Below are 23,044 nucleotides of genomic sequence, written 5' to 3' on the forward strand. Positions count from 1 at the left end.
AGATGAATAAAACAGAAGGCTACCCTGATGGGTAGCCTTTTTGTATTTATAGTTCTGGTTGACCCGTTTTGAGCCATCTACAAATAACTCAACGATCTGATTTGGTTGATTAATGTCTAATTGCGCTATTACAGTATCCATCGGCTCGTCACTTGCCAAAGCGATAACGTATTCATCGATCAAATCAGCGAAAGGCTTACCTACCGCCGCCCTATAAAGAGCAATTTTGCTGATTTTTTCATGCTTAAAACCCTCAACTAAAATCAAATCGATAGTTGATGTATCTAATCGGCTAGCCAGATAATGAAGATCCAACGGTGGTTGCTCAGGTGTTTCCGTCATTAATGCCCAGCGGCAATCACTAGCAACCAATGTTTGATGGGCTCCAGCTTTACGCAATTCATAGCTGTCTTTGCCCGGCGTATCAATTTCCATATTGTGATGAGTATGTTTGATTAAACCGACTCGGATTTGGCGCTGTTGGAGTAAGGGATCAGGTGTTTTAGTAAGGTTGTTTTTCCTGTACCACTGTATGCGGCTATACCGAGTAATGGGGGGATATTTCGATTCATAATGGGCCTCTTTTACCTTGTTCCCATAACTCGCAATCTGCAGGAGTATTTAGGTTGCTGAATTGATGGGGTTGCCCATTGAATACCACTCTTTTTGCATTGATACTCGCCATAAATATCATTAACTTACGCTCCCCTTTTGCCAGATATGCTTCTAGGTCGGTTTAAGGACTAACATGCATTAAAGCTAATGTTGGATGCTCACGCTCACTATCACTGACATAAGCTGCAAGAACCTGCCCTTTTGATTGCCAGAGCTGGGAAACCAGATTTAAGTGGCAGCATAGGAACGTCGCAGGGTGCAAATACAACCCATTCGGTAGCTGAATGACTTAGCCCTGCATGCATGCCAGCCAGTGGGCCCTCACAAAAGCCGGTAATGATATCGTTGATAACGGGAATGCCACTTTTCTTGGTAGAAAGCTTGGTTGCGATTAGCATTAATCAATAAATCCTCAACCTGGGGCCTTAATCTGTCAATCACATGTTGGTACAGTGGCTTTCCATTAAGGGAAATTAATCCTTTATCGTTTCCGCCCATTCTGGACGAACGGCCTCCTGCAAGAATAACGCCTGTAATATTAGGCCGCATTTCTATCACTCCACTGTATTAAACTGACTCTGGGATTGTATCTTCAAATAGGTGAACAGGTCAGGATTTACTTTTATTGACAATAGGCTCTCTTTCCCTATGTGAATATCCCTGCTACTTTGTCAGCATATTTTTGAATAGGATAACTTCGCTATGAAAATGTCATCGTGTTAATGAACTGATTGAGCTTTTTACACCCAGCCTGGCAGCAAGAACCTGATTTAAATCTGGTGCAGTTTTTACAAAAATTGTCCGAGGAAGCCGGTTTTACAGGTAATTTTGCAGATTTTGACTGACGATGTTCTTATTTATCATCTGAAAATGCGCGGTTCGGCATCAACGGAAGTGATTCCAGGTCTGAAAAAGGATTATGAAGAGGATTTTTAAAACAGCACTATTGCGAGCCCGTGGCATCATTAAAGATTAGTCACACTCCTGTCTGCGTAGGTGGGGGCTTTAATGATACTATTTCTTATTCTCAGCGCGCCGCTGCCACTAATACAGACTGAATGTTGTTATGAACAACTCTGCTTTTAATTTTCAGACTTTGTCTCCAGACCTGATTATGGACGCCCTTGAGGCTGTCGGGTTGCGGGTGGATTCAGGGTTAACTGCGCTTAATAGTTATGAGAACCGCGTCTACCAGTTTATGGATGAAGATCGTAAACGGTATGTGGTGAAATTTTATCGTCCCGAGCGTTGGAGCCGTGAGCAAATTACTGAGGAACACCGTTTTTCGCTTGATTTGGCAGAATCGGAGATCCCGGTTATCGCCCCATTGCAGTTAAACGGCGAAACTTTGCATACTTATGGTGGTTTTTTCTTTGCTGTGTTCCCAAGTGTCGGTGGGCGGCAGTATGAAATAGACAACCTTGACCAACTGGAATGGGTTGGGCGTTTTCTCGGCAGAATTCATCAGGTGGGTAGCGATGGGCTTTTTGTTGCTAGACCAACGATGGGTATTGAAGAGTATCTCACCGAGCCGCGTCAGTTACTGGCCCAGCACTGTGTTAGTGCCAGCCAAACAGAAAGACAAGTTTCTGGCTGCAACCGACTTGTTGATCGCCACTATTAAGCAATACTGGCATACCGATTGGCAGCCATTACGACTACACGGTGATTGCCATCCTGGAAATATTTTGTGGCGTGATGGGCCAATGTTTGTCGATTTGGATGATGCCAGAAATGGTCCGGCGGTTCAGGACTTGTGGATGTTATTACACGGCGAGCGCAGAGAGCAATTAATCCAGTTGGATATACTGCTGGAAGCTTATGGTGAGTTTGCTGATTTTGATCAGCGTGAACTCGCATTAATTGAACCTTTACGCGCGATGCGGATGGTTTATTACCTTGCATGGGTAGCCAGGCGTTGGCAGGACCCTGCATTTCCGAAAAGTTTTCCGTGGATGGCGGAGTCTGATTTTTGGTTACAGCAGACTGCATCATTTACAGAGCAGGTTAAGCTGTTGCAGGTACCCCCTTTGCAGCTGATGCCAATGTACTAAAGCTAAGATAATGGAGATTGTTATAGTATGAAAAAAGTATGGTTAGCTCTCGTTGGCATGGTGATGGCATTCAGTGCATCTGCCGCACAGTTTACGGATGGAACCCAGTACCAGACGTTAAATAGACCAGTAACGGGTGAGCCTCAGGTCTTAGAGTTTTTCTCTTTCTATTGCCCGCACTGCTATCAGTTTGAAGAGGTTTACCATGTTCCTCAGGCAGTAAAAAAAGCCTTGCCAGAAGGGACTAAAATGACCCGTTACCATGTTGATTTCCTTGGGGCCATTAGGTAAGCAACTAACTCAGGCATGGGCTGTTGCCATGGCATTGGGTGTTGAAGAAAAAATAACACCACTGATGTTTGAAGGTGTACAGAAAACACAAACTGTTCAAACTCCTGATGATATCCGTAATGTCTTCATTAAAGCGGGTGTGAGTGGCGAAGATTATGACGCAGCATTAAACAGCTTTGTCGTTAAATCACTGGTTGCTCAACAACAAAAAGCGGCTGAAGATTTACAATTACGTGGTGTGCCAGCGATGTTTGTTAATGGCAAATATATGATTAAGAACGATGGCATGGATACCAGTTCAATGGATATCTATGTTAAACAGTATGCGGATGTCGTTAAGTTCCTACTGACCCAAAAGTAATTTTGTAAAAGGAGGAGCTGGTTTTTGTCAGCTCCTCTTTCACTTATCAATACCCAGATTGTGCTCAGTACTTCAATTCTGTATCTACCTCTGACGTGGAAATCATCATGTTTACTAATGTGACGATAATACGACTAAATACTGATTTTATATTTTTCGCAGCATTATTTTAGATGGATTCATCTATTTCAGTGATGGATAAATGCCGATATTAGCGATGTTAAAAGATAAAATGAGGCGATGATGAGTAATAAAATAGATAGTGCGATAAATTATCCATAAGTGAAATTTATTTACCTTAAGTCTGTAACTGAATAAGTAATATCCACAATTTAGATAAAGGAAAAATGACAGTGAAATTAAAAAACAATCAATGTAACTGAATGATTATTCTGGTTTTAAATATTACCCCTAGGAAATAAGCCACATAGTTATAATCTGCACATGTTTTTACTCACAAAGTTATCCACAGATTAGATCATCAGGATCATTGAGTGAAAATGCTCTCTTTCGCACAAGAATGGACGCTAAAATTCGTCTCTTGTCGTCAGCTATGGCATTCTTAGTGTTAGACCTTGCTGAATAAAGATGAAGAAACCTTATGGCCCAGATTGCAGAAAACCCATTGATCCTCGTTGACGGTTCCTCTTACCTCTATCGCGCTTACCATGCGTTCCCACCACTGACCAACGGCAGTGGCGAACCAACGGGTGCGATGTACGGCGTGTTGAACATGTTGCGCAGTCTGTTGCTGCAATATCGTCCTAGCCATGTCGCGGTAGTATTCGATGCTAAAGGTAAAACATTCCGTGATGAGCTTTTCGCTGAATATAAATCCCACCGCCCCACCCATGCCTGATGATTTGCGGGCTCAAATTGAGCCATTGCACCAAATGGTGAAAGCTATGGGGCTGCCTTTATTGGTTGTTTCTGGTGTGGAGGCCGACGATGTTATTGGTACTTTAGCGCAAGAAGCTGAGAAAGCAGATCATGCCGTATTAATCAGTACTGGTGATAAGGATATGGCGCAATTAGTTACGCCAAATATCACTTTAATCAATACAATGAATAACGCTATTTTGGGACCGCAGGAAGTATGCGAAAAATACGGCGTTCCTCCTGAATTGATTATTGATTTTCTGGCTCTAATGGGGGACTCCTCAGACAATATTCCAGGTGTTCCTGGTGTTGGTGAAAAGACCGCACAAGCTTTATTACAAGGTTTGGGTGGGCTGGATGCGCTGTTCAGTAATTTGGATAAAATATCCACACTGACATTCCGTGGTGCTAAAACCATGTCCGCCAAGTTAGAGCAGAATAAAGATGTTGCTTACCTCTCCTATAAATTAGCCACCATAAAAACAGACGTTGAATTAGATGTGACCTGTGATGAGCTAAAAGTTTCGGCCCCTGATGATGATCAATTACATCAGTTATTCAGCCGTTATGAATTTAAGCGTTGGTTGGTTGATGTAGAAGCAGGCAAATGGCTAGATGGTAAAAAAGATCGGCCAACGGCACAAACAAGTAATAGAGCTTTTGCGGTAGCAGAGCCAGTTGAGGCAGTTGAAGTCACCGCAGTATTGTCACAAGAGAACTATCAGACCATTTTGGATGAGAAATCTTTAGCTGACTGGATTGAGCGCCTTAAAAAAGCAGAAGTTTTCGCTTTTGATACTGAAACTGACGGTCTGGATACGCTTAGCAGCAATTTAATCGGTATATCTTTCGCCGTTGCACCGGGTGAGGCCGCTTATTTGCCCTTGGCGCATGATTATCTGGATTCTCCTGCCCAGCTCGACCGGGATTGGGTATTGGCCACGCTAAAACCACTACTGGAAGACGATAAAGCCCTTAAAGTTGGCCAGAATCTCAAGTTTGACCAAAGCATGCTGGCACGTTATGGCATTGAGCTGCGCGGTATCGCTTTCGATACCATGCTAGAATCTTACGTTTTAGACAGTGTTGCTGGTCGCCACGATATGGATAGTCTGGCAGAGCGTTATCTCAACCATAAAACTATTACTTTTGAAGAGATTGCCGGCAAGGGTAAAAACCAACTGACCTTTAATCAAATTGCGTTGGAACAAGCTGGGCCTTATGCCGCAGAAGATGCCGACGTTACGCTACAGTTGCATTTGGTGCTGTGGCCAAAACTGCAACAAAGTGAAGGGCTAAAGCGGGTATTCCAGGAAATTGAGATGCCGTTATTGCCGATTCTGTCCCGTATAGAGCGTACAGGTGTCTTGATTGACCAGAATATCTTGGCCGCACATTCAAAAGAGCTGACTATCCGCCTCGATGAGTTGGAAAAACAGGCCCACGAATTGGCTGAAGAACCGTTCAACCTGGCATCGCCTAAACAGCTTCAGGCCATTTTGTATGAAAAACAAAAACTGCCCATTTTGAAGAAAACCCCTGGTGGTGCCGCTTCAACCAATGAAGAAGTGTTGGCTGAGCTAGCGTTAGATTACCCTCTGCCGAAGGTGATCCTAGAGTATCGTGGTCTGGCTAAGCTAAAAAGTACTTATACCGATAAGCTGCCGCTGATGATTAACCCAGTTTCAGGCCGCGTCCATACGTCTTATCATCAGGCGGTGACAGCGACAGGGCGTTTGTCCTCACGGGATCCTAACCTACAAAACATTCCAGTGAGGAATGAAGAAGGCCGTCGTATACGGCAGGCTTTTATTGCGCCCAAAGGTTATCGCATCATGGCGGCTGACTACTCACAGATTGAGCTGCGTATTATGGCGCACTTGTCGCAGGATAAAGGGCTATTAGCTGCGTTTGCTGCTGGAAAGGATATCCACCGTGCGACAGCAGCGGAAGTCTTTGGTACGCCACTGGAAAAGGTCACAACTGAACAACGCCGAAGTGCCAAGGCAATTAACTTTGGGCTTATTTATGGGATGAGTGCTTTTGGTCTGGCGCGGCAGCTAAGTATTCCTCGTGGGGAAGCACAGCGCTATATGGACCTCTATTTTGAGCGCTATCCCGGCGTGTTGGAATACATGGAGCGCACACGTAAGCAAGCTGCTGATCAAGGTTATGTTACCACTCTGGATGGTCGTCGCCTCTATTTGCCAGATATTCATTCACGTAATGCAACTCGCCGTAAGGCTGCTGAACGTGAAGCGATCAATGCGCCAATGCAAGGTACCGCCGCTGATATTATCAAACGGGCAATGATTGCCGTTGATGCCTGGTTACAGCAGGAACCAGAACCATTGGTACGGGTAATCATGCAGGTACACGATGAATTGGTGTTTGAAGTGCATGAAAGTGTATTGGAAAGCGCTGAACAAAAAATTCGTGAACTGATGGAGCAGAGTATGCAACTGGCGGTGCCATTGAAGGTGGATGTCGGTGTTGGTGATAACTGGGATCAGGCTCACTAGCTTTGTGGGTAAGTGGCGATAAATAAAGCATTTTATGTAATTAAGCTACATTTATCCGCTGTTATACGGAGAAGATGTGCGCTGAATCGTGCCAATTTGTGTAACTATACAACAAAAAATTCTTTTGCCCTGCGAAAAAATGATGTAGAGTTACAGACGTAGGGTACAGAGGTAAGATGTTCTATCTTTCAGACCTTTTACTTCACGTAATCGGATTTGGCTGTATATTAGCCGCCCCAGTTATTTATGACTGGGGCGTTTTTTATTGGGATTTATGGGGGCTTTTCGCGAACCAATAGGGGAAACAGCAGACCGCCGCAGTGAAAATACGGTTTGATGATTTTTATTCAAGGGGGAGTAATATTGCCGGGTATTAATTTAGGGCGATATCAATATCACCCTTGGGGATAACAGCCCTTGCGGGCTGCTTGTTAGCACTTACTCACCTTCATCGTCATAATCATCAATCATAACTTCTGGTGGGATCTCGCTAAACCAGGTATCCAGTTTTTCCCGCAGTTTTTCGACGCCAATCTTTTTCAAAGAAGAGAATGCTTCAACCTGAATATCACCCATAAATGGAATAATCGCTTCTCGCACCATGTTCAGTTGGGCCTTGCGGGCACCAGAAGCTAGCTTATCCGCTTTGGTCAGCAATAAAAGAACCGGTGTACCAACGGCAACGGCCCAGGTGATCATCTGCTGATCTAAATCTTTCAATGGATGGCGAATATCCATCAACACAACTAATCCTTTCAGGCAGTTACGCTTCTGCAAGTATTCACCCAGCGCACGTTGCCACTTGAGTTTCATCTCTTCCGGGACTTCCGCATAACCATAGCCCGGTAAGTCAACCAGGCGAATGCCGTCAACAACTTCAAACAGGTTAATTAGTTGAGTACGGCCGGGGGTTTTACTGGTTCTGGCCAGACTTTTCTGGTTAGTTAATGTATTGAGTGCACTTGATTTACCGGCATTTGAGCGGCCAGCAAATGCCACCTCAATACCTTCATCACGTGGCAGATGGCGGATATCCGGAGCGCTGATGACGAAGTGAGTCATGTGATAGTTATAGTTTCTGATAGTCAAAATTTGTCGTCTCCGTGAGAGATAGCTTACATGCAGCGATTATAACTGCATCAGGCAAAAAAAAGGGGGTTTATCTTTTATACCCTCCAAGTAACAGGGTTCAGGTATACTGGCAGACGCGCTGGTTGAGTTGCCTTGAGGGCCGCAGATATGGCAAGGATGGCGCATTGCAGGAGGGAGATACCCGGTTGTTATGTCAGTGCAGGGAGTGTGCTGTCAGGATATCCTTCTGCAGAAGATGCGAAAAAGGGCGACAGGTTAATCTGCCGCCTTTTTTCTTTCTCTTCTTTCTGCTAGATTCCGGCCCAATCCTATACTAAATCCGATCCCATACTTATTTACCCATTTAAGAGCACAGGTTATGAAGCAGCCAAACAAAGCACCACGCGCGAATATTGCGGCCCCGAAAGGCACCGCCACGCCTAAGCGTATTAGAAAGACCCGTGTAGAGCTTGATATTGAAGCCCGCGAGCGTAAACGTCAGAAGAAACACAGTGGTAATCGCTCAGGGGCGAGAACTAACGTAGAAGGCAGCAACAAGAAGGGCCAGTCTGAGACTCAAGAGAAAGATCCACGCATCGGCAGCAAAGTACCTGTGCCTCTGGTGGTTGAGAGCAAGGTTAAAGCTAAGCCAACCACTAAGCCGGTGGCTAAAGTTGCAGCTAAGCCACGTCTGACGCCGGAAGAAGAGCTGTCTAAGCTGGAAAACGACGAGCGTCTGGATGCATTGCTGGATCGTCTGGATAATGATGAAGTATTGAGCAAAGAAGATCAGGCTTATGTTGATCTGACGTTGGATCGTATTGATGCCCTAATGGAACAATTGGGTATTGAATTGGGCGACGACGAAGATGACGAAGCGCCAGAAGAAAAGCAGGAAGACATTCTGCAATTACTGAAACGTGGTAATCCAAAAGATACATTTTAAACCATGAATTGGGTGATCCCGATAATAGCCCTATTACTTACATGTTATCTATTGTGGTTATTGGGTAAACTATGGCGACTGTCGCAACGGAGAAAGCGGTTGCGCAGTGCTACTGCGGCCAGACAACGAAAACATCTGCCCTCTAACCGGCCTGGTAGGCGTAAATATCGGAAGGAATGAACATGTCTGAGCAGGCTATAGTTTGGGATCTGTCCCTGATTCAAAAATATAATTATTCAGGGCCGCGTTATACGTCGTACCCCACGGCACTTGAGTTCAGTGAAGATTATAATGAATCTGCTTTTCAGCAGGCAGTGAAGCGTTACCCACAACGGCCTTTGTCGCTGTATGTGCATATCCCGTTTTGCCATAAACTTTGTTATTTCTGCGGCTGTAATAAGCTGGTAACGCGGCAACAGCATAAGGCTGATGAGTATCTGGCGGTCTTGGAAAAAGAGATCTGCCAACGTGCGACGTTCTTTGCCGGGCGTCAGGTTAGCCAGATGCACTGGGGGGGCGGTACACCTACTTATCTGAATAAAAAACAGATTACCCACCTGATGAATCTGCTGCGTGATAACTTCGATTTCCTGCCCGGTGCTGAGCAGTCAATAGAAGTAGACCCACGAGAAATTGAGCTGGATGTGCTTGATCACCTGCGTGCTGAGGGGTTTAACCGCCTGAGCATGGGAGTCCAGGATTTTAATAAAGAGGTTCAACGGCTGGTTAATCGTGAGCAGGATGAAGATTTTATCTTTGCCCTGATCGCCCGCGCTAAAGCCCTTGGCTTTAACTCAACTAATATTGATTTGATTTATGGTTTGCCAAAACAGACCCCGGAGAGTTTTGCTTTTACCCTCAAACGGGTAGCCGAACTGAATCCTGATCGCCTGAGCGTTTTCAATTACGCACATTTACCGAGTCTGTTTGCCGCTCAACGTAAAATTAAAGATGCCGATCTGCCGAGCGCCGAACAGCGGCTGGATATTTTGCAGCACACCATCAGTTTCTTAACTGAGTCCGGCTATCAATTTATTGGTATGGATCATTTTGCCCGGCCAGATGATGAGTTAGCCATTGCGCAGCGCGAAGGTAAATTACACCGTAATTTTCAAGGCTATACCACCCAAGGCGACAGTGATTTACTCGGTTTGGGGGTTTCTGCTATCAGCATGTTGGGCGACAGCTATGCGCAGAACGAAAAAGATTTGAAGACTTACTATGCCTGCGTGGAACAGCGTGGCAATGCGCTGTGGCGTGGTTTGGCGATGACTGAAGATGATTGCTTGCGCCGCGATGTGATTAAAACGCTGATTTGTAATTTCCAAATCAGTTATCAGCCGATTGAGCAGCAGTATGGTATTCGTTTTGCTGATTATTTTGCCGAAGATTTTGAGCTATTAGCACCTTTCGAGCAAGATGGGCTGGTGGAGCGTGATGACAAAGGCATTCGGGTAACTCCGCGCGGGCGCTTACTCATTCGCAATATTTGTATGTGTTTCGATATCTATTTACGGAAACAGGCGCGTAAGCAGCAGTTTTCACGCGTGATCTGATGATGTCCCCCCCCAATGGTCAACATGACTTTGAGGGGGCGTCTTCGTAGGGATTAGTCTCTTTCGTTCAACTACTCCATTCCCAGCTCTTTTAACTTGCGCGTTAAAGTATTGCGGCCCCAGCCCAGCAAACGTGCTGCTTCCTGCTTATGACCTTGAGTATGGCGTAATGCTGTGGTTAACAGCGTGCGTTCCATTTCCGGCTGTGCCTCAGATAACAGGTCCTGATGACCGGAACGTAAAGCGCGTTCAGCCCATTGTGCCAGTAAGGTTGCCCAGTTGTCTGGCGTCCGCTGACCTGAAGCATCTGGCGTACTGGTTTCAAACAGTTCAGAAGGTAAATCCTGAGTCAGTACTTCCTGCCCGGCAGCCATCACCGTCAGCCAGCGACAGGTGTTTTCCAGTTGGCGCACGTTACCTTGCCAAGGCAAACGGGTCAGTGCCACTTCAGTCTCAGGGTGCAGATTTTTAGCTTCCACACCTAATTCTTTAGCCGCCACTTGCAAGAAGTAACGAGCCAAACGCGGAATGTCTTCACGGCGTTCACGCAGCGGCGGCAGATGTACCCGAATCACATTCAGGCGATGGAATAAATCCTCACGGAATTTACCTTCCTGAACGCGCAGCTCCAGATTTTGGTGAGTGGCAGCGATAATACGCACATCTACTTTGACCGGTGCGTAACCCCCGACGCGATAAAACTGACCATCAGCCAGCACACGCAGCAGGCGGGTTTGTACATCCAATGGCATATCACCGATTTCATCTAAAAACAGTGTGCCGCCATCGGCTTGTTCAAAACGGCCCTGGCGCACTTGATTCGCGCCAGTAAAGGCGCCTTTCTCGTGGCCGAATAATTCAGACTCAATTAAGTCTTTCGGGATCGCCGCCATATTCAGCGCGATAAAGGGCGCTTTAGCCCGAGGGCTATGGCGATGTAACGCATGGGCCACCAACTCTTTACCGGTACCAGACTCACCATTAATCAGCACACTAATAGAGGAGCGAGATAAGCGGCCGATGATACGGAAAACGTCTTGCATCGCCGGTGCTTCGCCAATGATATCAGCGGTTGGTCCGCTGGCGGGTTGGCTGCGTGCCGGTTGCTGCTGCTCCTGATAATGGCTGATAGCCCGATCAACCAGCGCAACGGCTTCGTCAATATCAAAAGGTTTAGGCAGGTAATCAAAAGCCCCTTGCTGATAGGCACTAACCGCAGCATCCAAATCGGAATGTGCTGTCATTATGATGACCGGGAGCATCGGGTGGCGCTGCTTAATCTGTTTCAGCAGGGCTAATCCGTCCATGCCTGGCATGCGAATATCCGATAACAACACATCCGGGGTTTGTGTCGCGAGTGCATCCAACACCTGGTTACCGGTATCGAAGGTTGCACAGTTCAGGCCCGCTCCAGTCAGTGCACGTTCAAGCACCCAGCGGATGGAGCTATCGTCATCGACGATCCAGACTATCCCTCGTTGCATAGAAACCTCACTGGCGAATAGGCAGGTAAACCGAGAATTCGGTATGTCCCGGCCAACTGTTGAATTCAATTTTACCCGAATGTTGATCGATAAGATTACGGGCGATAGACAAACCAAGGCCAGTCCCCCCCTCGCGACCACTCACCATCGGGTAAAACACGGTATCTTGTAATTGCGTTGGAACGCCTGGGCCGTCATCTTCAATATCAATGCGAGCGCTCAAACGATAGCGCACACCATGCAGTGTTATCTGAAAAGCAGTACGGGTGCGCAGCGTAATGGTGCCGCCAGCGCCCCCCAAAGCCTGTAATGCATTGCGAGTGATATTCAGCAGCACTTGTTCAATTTGGTCTGGATCATGGGCCAGTTCAGGTAAACTTGGGTCATAGTCACGGACTAATGTCACATTATCTGGTTTTTCTAGTGAGACTAACTGACAAACCCGTTCAGCAACCTGATGGATACTTTGTGTGACGTGTTGACCGGGGCGTTGTGGCCCTAATAAACGATCAACCAGATTACGCAAGCGGTCTGCCTGCTCAATGATCACTTTGGTATATTCCAATAATGCCGGATCAGGTAACGCTTTAGACAATAATTGTGCCGCACCACGTAAGCCACCCAACGGGTTCTTAATCTCATGAGCTAGCCCACGCACCAGATCACGGGCTGCGACTTGCTGTGCATGCTGTAATTGCTCTTGGCTTAACCGACGCTGATTATCCATCGGTGCCATTTCCAGCAATATAAAACCTTCCGGCAGTGACTGTGCTGTCAGCGATAAAATATGCGCACGGCCATCAACCACTACGGTCACTTCGTTATCGGTAAAACCTTGACCAGCAATCAGACTTTCCCGCATCAAGTCGATATTAAGCGAGAAATAGCCTAATAAATCGGGCAGCGGTGTACCAAAAAGTTTACGGGAGCTTTGCGCCAGAAGTTGCTGCGCAGCGGGATTGGCATAATGGATAGCCAAATCATCATCTAATAGCAGAATACTATTAATGAGAGAATTAAGGATCTGCCCAGCATCGGGCAGCGTGCCTGTTGCCATTACGCAGACTCCTGCACACTTTTGGTGCATCTATATTTGTGAATACATCCTAATCGGTTCAGTCACGACTGAGCCAGAGGAATTATGACGAAAACGAAAAGTGGAGAAAAAAGCCCATCCGGAGATGGGCCAAAAGTTTCCACGGCAACAACCCTTCATCTTTCAAGTTGTAGGTGTGTTGGCTGCTCTCACTCACCCGAATCACTTAACTGGTGTAAGCTCATCGGGATTCTCTCGCTTGCCGCCTTCCTACACCTTGAAATCTATTGGGTAAACTAAAACTAAAACTAAACGCTGTAATACAGTTCGAACTCAACTGGGTGCGGAGTCATACGAACGCGGTCCATCTCTTCTTTACGCAGTTCGATGTAAGCATCGATAGCGTCGTCAGTGAACACGCCACCACGGGTCAGGAACTCGCGGTCTTCGTTCAGTGCAGCCATTGCTTCGTCCAGTGAACCTGCAACTTTTGGAATTTCTGCTTCTTCTTCCGGTGGCAAGTCATACAGGTTTTTGTCCATCGCATCACCAGGGTGAATTTTGTTGATGATGCCATCAAGGCCAGCCATCAGCAGTGCTGCGAAGCACAGGTATGGGTTAGCGGCTGGATCCGGGAAGCGTGCTTCAATACGACGCGCTTTCGGGCTGGCAACCACTGGGATACGGATAGACGCTGAACGGTTACGAGCGGAGTATGCCAACATGACCGGTGCTTCGTAGCCTGGGACCAAACGCTTGTAAGAGTTAGTCGTTGGGTTAGCCAAGGCGTTAATTGCTTTTGCGTGCTTGATGATACCGCCGATATAGAACAGCGCCATTTCAGACAGACCAGCATATTTGTCACCCGCGAACAGGTTATTCCCGTTCTTGGACAAAGACATATGGCAGTGCATGCCTGAACCGTTATCACCAAACATAGGTTTTGGCATAAAGGTCGCAGTTTTGCCGAATGCGTGTGCCACGTTGTGCACTACATATTTATAGATCTGAATTTCATCGGCTTTCTTGGTCATGGTATTGAAGCGGGTAGCCACTTCATTCTGACCAGCGGTAGCCACTTCATGGTGATGCGCTTCTACCACCAGGCCCATTTCTTCCATGGTCAGACACATGGTAGAACGCAGATCCTGTGAAGAATCGACTGGAGGAACTGGGAAGTAACCGCCTTTCACTGCTGGACGGTGGCCTTTGTTACCGCCTTCGTATTTAGTGCTGGAGTTCCATGCGCCTTCGATGTCATCAATAGACACATGAGAACCACGGATGCTGCTGCCGAAACGAACATCGTCAAACAGGAAGAATTCTGGTTCTGGCCCGAACAGCACGGTATCTGCGATACCTGAAGATTTTAGGAACTCTTCTGCGCGTTTTGAGATTGAACGTGGGTCGCGATCATAACCTTGCAGGGTGCCTGGCTCAAGGATGTCACAACGGATAATCAGTGTGGAATCTTCGAAGAACGGATCCATAACAGCGGTGCTGGCGTCTGGCATCAGTACCATGTCGGATTCATTAATGCCTTTCCAGCCACCAATCGAGGAGCCATCAAACATTTTGCCTTCTTCGAAGAAGTCAGCGTTGACCTGATGAGCCGGAATAGTGATGTGTTGTTCTTTCCCTTTGGTATCGGTGAAGCGCAAATCAACAAATTTCACTTCGTGCTCATTCAGCATCGTCAAAACATGTTCAGCGGACATACTTATATCTCCTGGATTTGTCATAGTCGTCGTGGAACGATTACCGTTTTATCCCCTTCGAACTTGAAGTTGCAGGGTTGTTAGCTGCATTCACTCACCTAAATCACTTACCTAAGTAAGCTCATTGGGATTCATTCATTTGCTGCCTACCTGCAACACCAATTTCTTTGGGTATATATAATAGTGTTCAGTTATTCATGCTAAACTGCGTCATAAAATCTATTGCGAAATCTATGCCAACTTTCCAAACGCCCCGTTTATGCCATATCATAGGGGTCTGCTGATATTCAGTATGCACCAGGATAGTTATATTGCACTATTTTGGTGCTTCATTTGCGCCGTTGGGCACTGTATTGGTGCAAAAGTGGGCCGAGAGGCTATTTTTGCACCGTGAAAGGGATCACAAACTAACTGCCGTTAGGTTGTTTATAAGAGAAGTTTGTGATCTTGTTTAGTCCCTCGCTTAATACGTGTACAATAGCGCGCTATTTCTAAATGCCTGAGGCAAAAAAGCTGTGATCGAGAATCTGCGTAACATCGCCATTATTGCGCACGTTGACCATGGGAAAACTACCCTGGTTGATAAGTTGCTACAACAATCTGGTACGTTCGGTGAACGTGCTGAAGCAACTGAACGTGTAATGGACTCCAACGATTTGGAGAAAGAGCGTGGGATAACCATCCTCGCGAAAAATACCGCCATTAACTGGAAAGACTACCGCATCAACATCGTGGATACCCCAGGACACGCCGATTTCGGCGGTGAGGTTGAGCGTGTAATGTCTATGGTTGACTCTGTGCTGCTGGTCGTCGACGCAATGGATGGCCCGATGCCGCAGACCCGTTTCGTGACTAAAAAAGCCTTTGCTCATGGTCTGAAACCAATCGTGGTTATCAACAAAGTTGACCGTCCGGGCGCGCGTCCTGATTGGGTTGTAGATCAGGTGTTTGACCTGTTTGTAAACCTGGATGCTACCGACGAACAACTGGACTTCCCTATCATTTACGCATCTGCATTGATGGGTATTGCTGGCGAAGACCACAATGATATGTCGGCAGATATGACCCCGCTGTATCAAGCAATCATCGACCATGTGCCTGCGCCAGACGTAGACAGCACCGGTCCATTGCAGATGCAAATCTCTCAGTTAGACTACAACAACTACGTAGGTGTTATCGGCATTGGCCGTATCAAACGTGGTGTTGTTAAGCCTAACCAACAAGTGACTGTTATCGATAGCGAAGGTAAGACCCGCAACGGTAAAATCGCTAAAGTACTGGGCCATATGGGTCTGGAACGTATCGAAGCGAGTATGGCTGAAGCTGGCGATATCGTTGCTATCACCGGTCTGGGCGAGTTGAACATCTCTGACACTATCTGTGACGTGAATGCTGTTGAAGCTTTACCAGCACTGTCTGTAGATGAACCAACCGTTACCATGTATTTCTGCGTTAACACCTCTCCGTTCTGTGGTAAAGAAGGCAAGTACGTGACTTCACGTCAGATCCTTGACCGCCTGAACAAAGAGTTGATCCATAACGTAGCATTGCGTGTTGAAGAAACTGAAGATGCTGATGCATTCCGCGTATCTGGCCGTGGTGAGCTTCACCTGTCGGTTCTGATCGAAAACATGCGTCGCGAAGGTTTCGAACTGGCTGTTTCTCGTCCTAAAGTTATCAACCGTGTTATCGACGGCCGTAATCAAGAACCATTTGAAAGCGTAACTCTGGATATCGAAGAACAGCACCAGGGCGCAGTTATGCAAGCCATGGGTGAGCGTAAAGGTGACGTGAAGGACATGGTTCCAGACGGCAAAGGTCGTATTCGTCTGGATTATATGATCCCAAGCCGTGGCTTGATTGGCTTCCGTACTGAATTCATGACTATGACTTCTGGTACTGGTCTGCTGTACTCCACATTCAGTCACTACGATGATGTGCGTCCAGGCGAGATTGGCCAACGTCAAAACGGCGTACTGATCTCTAATGGTCAGGGTAAAGCTGTAGCATTCGCACTGTACAAACTGCAAGACCGCGGCAAGCTGTTCATTGGTCACGCGACTGAAGTGTATGAAGGCCAGATCATCGGTATTCACTCACGTTCTAACGACCTGACTGTAAACTGCCTGACCGGTAAGCAACTGACCAACATGCGTGCATCCGGTACTGACGAAGCAACCACTCTGGTTCCTTTCTTGAAGAAAACTCTTGAACAGGCTCTGGAATTCATCGATGACGATGAATTGGTAGAAGTTACCCCGCAATCAATTCGTATCCGTAAGCGTCACCTGACGGAAAACGATCGTAAGCGTGCAGGTCGTGGTCCTAAAGAAGGTTAATTCTTCTTGGTACTGCTGATACTTAGGGCGCTAGCTGCGCCCTGAGTTCTATTCTCCGCACCCTTGAAGTTGCAACTCCACGGTTTTTGAGGATACATCCTATTTTTTTGCCATTGTTATAAAAATATTATTTTTCCTGACTGGCCCCTCCTTTTTCTTCCTCTCCCTGTTCAGTTTTCTCTTTTCCCGTTACAGTAAAACTCACCATCTAATTGGGAGAGCGCTATGCTGTATATCTTTGATCTAGGGAATGTGATTGTTGATATCGACTTCAAACGCGTATTGGGTGTTTGGAGCAAATTAAGCAGTGTCCCGCTGGCGACATTGAGCGAGCGATTTACTATGGGCGAGGTCTTCCAGCAGCATGAGCGCGGTGAAGTTAGCGACGAGGAATTTGCTCATCAGCTCAGTGATGAAATGGGGCTGTCTCTGAGCTTTGAACAGTTTGCCGAAGGCTGGCAGGCGGTATTTGTCGCTTTGCGCCCGGAAGTGATCACTATTATGCAAAAACTGCGTGAGGAAGGGCACCGGGTGGTGGTGCTATCCAATACTAACCGGCTGCATTGTAATCACTGGCCACAACACTACCCTGAAGTTGCCGCTGCCGCTGACCATATGTATCTGTCCCAGGATTTGGGCATGCGCAAACCGGAAGCGAGAATTTATCAGCATGTTCTGAATGCGGAAAATATCCCGGCGGATCAGGCGGTGTTCTTTGATGATGTTGAAGCAAATATTGTTGCCGCCAGAATTGTGGGTATCACTGCAATTCATGTCACCGACCGAAAGGTTATCCCTGCTTATTTTTCCTGATAATTTCTTACTCCATATCCAATAGATTTCAAGATGCAGGAAGGCGGCAAAAGAGAGACCCGATGAGCTTACTGAAGTAAGTGATTCGGGTAACACATCTGCAACTTGAAAGAGAACGGGTATAATCATTAATGGGTTAGCTTTAGGGCTAACGCTGGCCCAAAATCGTGCCTAACCGTGTTGACTGAGAGACGAACATGGCGAGTTTCCTATCTAGACACTTAAAACCCTGTGTCACTTTTGGGCATATGCTGTATGCCCGAATTGATAAAGACGGTTTAACGATGCTCGCTGGGCATTTGGCCTATGTATCATTATTGTCTCTGGTGCCATTGGTTACGGTGATTTTTGCACTGTTTGCAGCTTTCCCCATGTTTGCCGATATCAGCATAAAATTGAAAGCCTTCATCTTCGCCAATTTTATGCCCGCTACTGGCGACATCATCCAAAATTATCTTGAGCAGTTTGTCGCCAATTCAAATCGTATGACTGTCGTGGGTACCTGTGGTTTGATTGTCACTGCGTTACTGCTGATTTACTCAGTAGATAGCGTGCTTAACATTATCTGGCGCAGTAAAACCCAGCGTTCGCTGGTGTTTTCTTTTGCGGTGTATTGGATGGTACTGACGCTGGGGCCGATATTGGTGGGGGCCAGCATGGTGATCAGTTCATATTTGCTCTCGCTGCAATGGTTGGCAAACGCCCAGGTAGACAGCATGATTGATGAGGCGTTAAGGCTATTTCCGCTCTTGATTTCCTGGGTTTCTTTTTGGTTATTGTACAGTGTGGTACCCACGGTGCGGGTGCCTGCCAGGGATGCACTCATTGGTGCGCTGGTGGCCGCATTACTCTTCGAATTGGGTAAGAAAGGATTCACGATGTATATCACGCTGTTTCCGTCTTATCAGTTGATTTACGGGGTGCTGGCGGTTATCCCCATCTTATTCCTTTGGGTTTACTGGAGTTGGTGCATTGTGTTGCTGGGGGCAGAAATTACCGTAACCTTGGGTGAGTATCGGGAGCAGCGGCATAAGGCGAGCGTTAAGGAAAATCAGAGTCAGGAGATGTAAGGCATTATGATTGCGTTGATTCAACGGGCGCTTAGCGCCAGTGTCGTGGTAGATGGGCGCGTAGTCGGGGAGATTGGCCCTGGATTATTGATATTACTGGGCGTTGAACAAGACGACACCGAGCAAAAAGCGCAGCGCCTATGTGAAAAGGTTCTGGGGTACCGGATTTTTGGCGATGAGAACGACAAAATGAATCTCAACGTCCAGCAGGCGGGTGGCAGCGTGCTCGTTGTCTCGCAATTTACGCTAGTGGCAGATACGCAAAAAGGCATGAGACCAAGTTTTTCCCGTGGCGCAGTTCCAGCAGAAGCTGACCGACTGTATCAGTATTTTGTTGCTCAGTGCCGTGAGCGTGGTGTAAAAACGGAAACGGGATTATTTGCCGCAGACATGAAAGTTAGCTTGGTGAATGATGGCCCGGTAACGTTTTGGTTGCAGGTCTAGAGGCAGAATAGCGCCTCAAGACTGAGGGTTAATTTATTGATAATTCTAAAGAGAGAATGCTCCTATGTATCACTTGCGTGTGCCCACAACAGAACAAGAACTCAAAGATTATTATCAATTCCGTTGGGAAATGTTACGCAAGCCGTTGCACCAACCAGTTGGCTCTGAAAAAGATGCCTATGACGCGATGGCCCATCACCAAATGGTGGTGGACGAACAGGGCAAACCTGTTGCTATTGGCCGTTTGTATATCAATGCTGATAATGAGGCTGCTATTCGTTTTCTGGCAGTTGACCCCACCGTCCGTGATAAAGGATTAGGGACGCTCGTCGCCATGACATTAGAGTCGGTGGCGCGCCAGGAGGGTGTGAAACGGGTGGTATGTAGTGCGCGTGAAGATGCAGTGGATTTCTTCGCCAAGCTGGGGTTTGTCAGTCAGGGCGAGATTACTGCACCACAAACGACACCCGTGCGCCACTTCCTCATGATCAAGCCGGTTGTGACGATGGACGATATTCTGCATCGCCCTGATTGGTGCGGTCAGTTGCAGCAAGCCTGGTATGACCATATTCCGCTCAGTGAAAAAATGGGGGTGCGCATCAGCCAATACACTGGCCAGCGTTTTGTCACCACGATGCCTGAGGCGGGTAATCAGAATCCTCATCATACTTTGTTCGCCGGCAGCCTTTTCTCTTTAGCGACTCTGACTGGCTGGGGGTTGATATGGCTATTACTGCGTGAGCGCCATTTGGGTGGCACTATCATTCTCGCTGATGCCCATATTCGCTACAGTGCCCCGGTTACCGGGCGGCCCCGCGCGGTGGCTGAACTAAGCTCACTGAGTGGCGATCTGGATAGATTGGCCCGTGGCCGCCGTGCCAGAGTGCAGTTAGACGTGAATTTATTCGGTGATCAAGATGCTGGTGCTGTTTTCTCGGGAACTTACATGGTGCTACCTGTTGCCCCCGAAGAGGATGCGGTAAATTAATATCGGCCTCGACACTCGTTCAACTGACAAGTAGATGAGCGAGTGTACGTTTATAACTTTCTCTTATCCTACCCCTTGCTATCTATATACTTCTTTTCCTGTGACCCCTCGCACTAATTTATCGATTTCTTTGCTGTGATATGTGCAATATTCAATAGATAACTTACAGTTATACATTCATGTTTCTGATTGATCATTCTTTGGCGGCGAATTAAACCGTGATTTTTTCAGTGTTAATCCCTGATTAATGTACTAAATATGTTTGATATTATTAAATAAAATCACATATAGATACTTGTCTTATTTCTTTTTTGAATCACAGCAATCACCTCCAGATGGTTCGATTTTGATTCTCCATCCTTGGTGTCAAGGAGGGAATTATGACGGTATGCAATGAGAAAACATCAATTAATGTAATAGGTTCATCTGCAGCATTTAAGCAACTTTTACGTTTAGTCGACCGGGTTGCTCCCTCACAACAAACTTTACTGATTTGTGGCCCAACAGGGTGTGGAAAAGAAGTTATTGCCCAACTGATACATCAACGTAGCAAAAATCCCTCTGCGCCATTTATTGATCTTAACTGTGGCGCAATCCCTGAACATTTGGTTGAAGCTGAGCTATTTGGCCATGTTAAAGGCGCATTTACGGGCGCTTCTGGCGATCGGCGAGGCCATTTAGAAATGGTCGGTAATGGCACGCTATTTTTAGATGAAATAGGTGAAATGCCTTTGTCAGTGCAGCCTAAGTTATTGCGTGCGTTGGAAACTCGCACTTTTCGTCCTATCGGGAGCAGTGATCTTCGCCATTTTAAAGGGCGAGTGGTGGCCGCGACCCATCGAAATTTACTTGCTCAGGTAAAAAGTGGTGTCTTTAGGGAAGATCTTTATTACCGTTTAGGTGTTATTACACTGGATATTCCTGCTCTCAGCCAGCGTAGGGAAGATATCCCCGCATTAATTGACTATTTTTCAGCGTTGCAAACTCATCCGTTAGTCTTCAATTCTCAGGCAATGTCTTACTTACAGCAGTATCCCTGGCCGGGTAATGTCCGGGAATTGCGCAATCTGGTAGACCGGTTAGCGGCATTATCTGATAGCCATTTAATTACTCGCGAGGTGTTGGATACATTTATGCCAAGCTCGCAACTTGAGGTGAAAGTCTCATCTGATTTGCTTGCTGATGCCATGTTGGCATTGCCTGGGCTAGATAAGCTCGTGGCGGTGGAACAATTACTGATAGATCGAGCATTACAGCGTACCAGTGGTAATAAAACGGCTGCGGCGCAACTATTAGGGATTAGTCGTAAATCGGTTGAACGGCGCATTCACGGTCGGATGGATAAACGGCCAATAGCATTAAAACATTTGCAGGAAGGTATGCGGCTAATGCATTGCTCCGCCTACCATGACGCCATTGTTGATTTACAAAAAGGGTTACAACTACTGGTGGGAATCGCCTTGGATGACGAGGTTCGACAGCTTCATTACAACCTCTATCGCCAACTCAGTACTAGCTATCAAATACTTTATGGTTGGTTAAGTCATGATGCCCTTAAATATCATAATGATGCCATCTCTCTAGGTAAGAAGGCTGGTGATGAGTCTGAGCTGGCGGGATTACTCTTCTGGCGTTGGTCGGCACAATTGATGAGCCTTGATTTACCTCATGTTCGCACGCTGGCCCAAGAATTACTGCAACGGGGCCTGACTGAAAAAAACGCGTCAATATGGAGTGAAGCGCATGTCGCACTTGCCAGTGCCCTATTCTGGTTGGGGGATAATCAAGAGGTTTTAACCTGTTTAGCGCGCAGTAAGTTACTGACGGCCCCTTGCCAGTATGCCAATCAACAAGGATTGGATTTGGTTGGTATGGCGTTGACGCTGAAAGGGTTGGCTTTATTTCAGCAAGGGGAGTTTAAAAAGTCCAAAGAGATAGCCAAAAAACTGGCGTCACGAGCTATGGGTGAAGATATTATTGCTTTTCATCGGGTTATCTCCCTACGGGGAGCGGCATGGCTTGCTTGCTTGTTCGAGGACAGTGACAGTTTAGGCCGCTTAACCCATGAATTAGCAAGTCAGGCACAGCAATATGGATTTACTTTTTATCAAGGGCTGGCGAAGGTACTCAAGGGATGTTATTTGCTGACGCAGCATGACTATGTTCAGGCTAAACAGTATATGACCGAGGGGGGTGACAGCCATCTGTTTTGCCAAGAGGGGAAACTTTTTCACTCCTTCCAGGCATGGAAACGTGGCGAGTTATTGCTGCAATCTGGTGAGGCGCAACAGTGTGATGTGCTGATGTCACAGGCACTAGACTTAGCATTTAAGCATCAAGAGCGTGCCTATCTAAGTGAATTAATGGAAGTGAAAGCTCGCGCCAGATTGGCATTGAATGACATTGTTGGTGCTGAGCAGGGCTTTCGCTGCGCCATCACGACTGCGCAAACATTGGGCATCGTTCCGGCACAAATTATTGCTACCAGTGAACTGGCTCGGCTATTAAATCAATCGCAGCGAAAAGCCGAAGCTGTTGCCTTGTTGTCTTCCATTCTGAAAAACATCGACTCCCAGCTTGCTCCACCCTTTGTAAACCGGGCAATTCAGTTACTGGCTGAACTGGATAAAGCGGAATGAGACGGTATTCAGAAGCATGGACGATTTCGACCAATCACCGTCTTCCACTTGGACAGTATCGTCCATTTCTGGTGGTCATAAACGTTTTATATTGAAATTAATCATTAAAAATCAATTGATTAGTTAGTTGGCACGTGGGTTGCAATTTGTACTACGGGTAGAGCGAATATCGGATGTACTACCTAATGATGTCTCCCTCTTATTTATAAGGAACACAC

12 protein-coding genes and 7 pseudogenes are annotated in these 23,044 nt (G+C 46.7%); 13 read left to right on the forward strand and 6 right to left on the reverse strand.

Annotated elements, in window-relative coordinates:
• Nucleotides 1-46: 46 nt before the first annotated feature.
• A pseudogene (gene mobB, locus EL015_RS21825) lies at nucleotides 47-572 on the reverse strand (molybdopterin-guanine dinucleotide biosynthesis protein MobB).
• Nucleotides 569-1,164, reverse strand: a pseudogene (mobA, locus tag EL015_RS00010) (molybdenum cofactor guanylyltransferase MobA). Before mobA ends, mobB begins: the two co-directional pseudogenes overlap by 4 nt.
• Nucleotides 1,165-1,342: 178 nt before the next feature.
• Here mobA and EL015_RS00015 point away from each other — a divergent pair.
• From EL015_RS00015 to spfP, 5 pseudogenes are all read left to right on the forward strand, one after another.
• Nucleotides 1,343-1,591: pseudogene (locus EL015_RS00015) on the forward strand (YihD family protein).
• Nucleotides 1,592-1,681: 90 nt separating this feature from the next.
• Nucleotides 1,682-2,669, forward strand: a pseudogene (locus EL015_RS00020) (serine/threonine protein kinase).
• A 27-nt stretch (nucleotides 2,670-2,696) separates the two neighbouring features.
• Nucleotides 2,697-3,321: pseudogene (gene dsbA / locus EL015_RS00025) on the forward strand (thiol:disulfide interchange protein DsbA).
• A gap of 601 nt (nucleotides 3,322-3,922) precedes the next feature.
• A pseudogene (gene polA, locus EL015_RS00030) lies at nucleotides 3,923-6,722 on the forward strand (DNA polymerase I).
• A 176-nt stretch (nucleotides 6,723-6,898) separates the two neighbouring features.
• Nucleotides 6,899-6,943: pseudogene (gene spfP / locus EL015_RS22200) on the forward strand (small protein SpfP); the annotation flags it as partial.
• A 217-nt stretch (nucleotides 6,944-7,160) separates the two neighbouring features.
• Here the strand turns inward: spfP and yihA are convergent.
• Nucleotides 7,161-7,811 carry a ribosome biogenesis GTP-binding protein YihA/YsxC gene (yihA, locus tag EL015_RS00035; RefSeq protein ID WP_032907610.1) on the reverse strand — a complete coding sequence of 217 codons (651 nt, stop codon included), beginning with the start codon at nucleotides 7,809-7,811 and terminating at the stop codon, nucleotides 7,161-7,163.
• 361 nt (nucleotides 7,812-8,172) lie between these two features.
• Here yihA and yihI point away from each other — a divergent pair, with 361 nt between their 5' ends.
• On the forward strand, nucleotides 8,173-8,739 hold the full coding sequence (gene yihI, locus EL015_RS00040) for a Der GTPase-activating protein YihI (RefSeq protein WP_005191191.1): 567 nt from the start codon (nucleotides 8,173-8,175) through the stop codon (nucleotides 8,737-8,739).
• A gap of 182 nt (nucleotides 8,740-8,921) precedes the next feature.
• Nucleotides 8,922-10,295 (forward strand): oxygen-independent coproporphyrinogen III oxidase, encoded by a 1,374-nt coding sequence (hemN, locus tag EL015_RS00050; RefSeq protein ID WP_032907609.1) that lies wholly within the window; start codon nucleotides 8,922-8,924, stop codon nucleotides 10,293-10,295.
• A 71-nt stretch (nucleotides 10,296-10,366) separates the two neighbouring features.
• Here hemN and glnG read toward each other — a convergent pair whose 3' ends face one another.
• The 3 genes from glnG to glnA form a co-directional block, all read right to left on the reverse strand.
• Nucleotides 10,367-11,779 (reverse strand): nitrogen regulation protein NR(I), encoded by a 1,413-nt coding sequence (gene glnG, locus EL015_RS00055; RefSeq protein ID WP_005191185.1) that lies wholly within the window; start codon nucleotides 11,777-11,779, stop codon nucleotides 10,367-10,369.
• A 7-nt stretch (nucleotides 11,780-11,786) separates the two neighbouring features.
• The gene (gene glnL, locus EL015_RS00060; RefSeq protein WP_005191181.1) at nucleotides 11,787-12,836 is read right to left on the reverse strand and encodes a nitrogen regulation protein NR(II); all 1,050 of its coding nucleotides are present in this window, start codon (nucleotides 12,834-12,836) and stop codon (nucleotides 11,787-11,789) included.
• A gap of 287 nt (nucleotides 12,837-13,123) precedes the next feature.
• Nucleotides 13,124-14,533 (reverse strand): glutamate--ammonia ligase, encoded by a 1,410-nt coding sequence (gene glnA / locus EL015_RS00065; protein WP_005191178.1) that lies wholly within the window; start codon nucleotides 14,531-14,533, stop codon nucleotides 13,124-13,126.
• 515 nt (nucleotides 14,534-15,048) lie between these two features.
• Between glnA and typA the strand changes: the two genes are divergently transcribed.
• From typA to EL015_RS00095, 6 genes are all read left to right on the forward strand, one after another.
• The gene (typA, locus tag EL015_RS00070; RefSeq protein WP_005191174.1) at nucleotides 15,049-16,872 is read left to right on the forward strand and encodes a ribosome-dependent GTPase TypA; all 1,824 of its coding nucleotides are present in this window, start codon (nucleotides 15,049-15,051) and stop codon (nucleotides 16,870-16,872) included.
• A gap of 225 nt (nucleotides 16,873-17,097) precedes the next feature.
• Nucleotides 17,098-17,685, forward strand: coding sequence for a glucose-1-phosphatase (gene yihX, locus EL015_RS00075; RefSeq protein WP_005191171.1), 588 nt, complete (start codon nucleotides 17,098-17,100; stop codon nucleotides 17,683-17,685).
• A 197-nt stretch (nucleotides 17,686-17,882) separates the two neighbouring features.
• Nucleotides 17,883-18,755 (forward strand): virulence factor BrkB family protein, encoded by an 873-nt coding sequence (locus tag EL015_RS00080; RefSeq protein ID WP_032907606.1) that lies wholly within the window; start codon nucleotides 17,883-17,885, stop codon nucleotides 18,753-18,755.
• 6 nt (nucleotides 18,756-18,761) lie between these two features.
• Nucleotides 18,762-19,199, forward strand: a complete 438-nt coding sequence (gene dtd, locus EL015_RS00085) for a D-aminoacyl-tRNA deacylase (RefSeq protein ID WP_005191165.1) — start codon at nucleotides 18,762-18,764, stop codon at nucleotides 19,197-19,199.
• 64 nt (nucleotides 19,200-19,263) lie between these two features.
• Nucleotides 19,264-20,187 carry a fatty acid biosynthesis protein FabY gene (gene fabY, locus EL015_RS00090; RefSeq protein ID WP_005191162.1) on the forward strand — a complete coding sequence of 308 codons (924 nt, stop codon included), beginning with the start codon at nucleotides 19,264-19,266 and terminating at the stop codon, nucleotides 20,185-20,187.
• 380 nt (nucleotides 20,188-20,567) lie between these two features.
• Complete coding sequence (locus EL015_RS00095) at nucleotides 20,568-22,826, forward strand: sigma-54 interaction domain-containing protein (protein ID WP_005191160.1); 2,259 nt, start codon at nucleotides 20,568-20,570, stop codon at nucleotides 22,824-22,826.
• Nucleotides 22,827-23,044 lie beyond the last annotated feature (218 nt).

The organism is Yersinia intermedia (assembly GCF_900635455.1).
GTDB lineage: Bacteria > Pseudomonadota > Gammaproteobacteria > Enterobacterales > Enterobacteriaceae > Yersinia > Yersinia intermedia.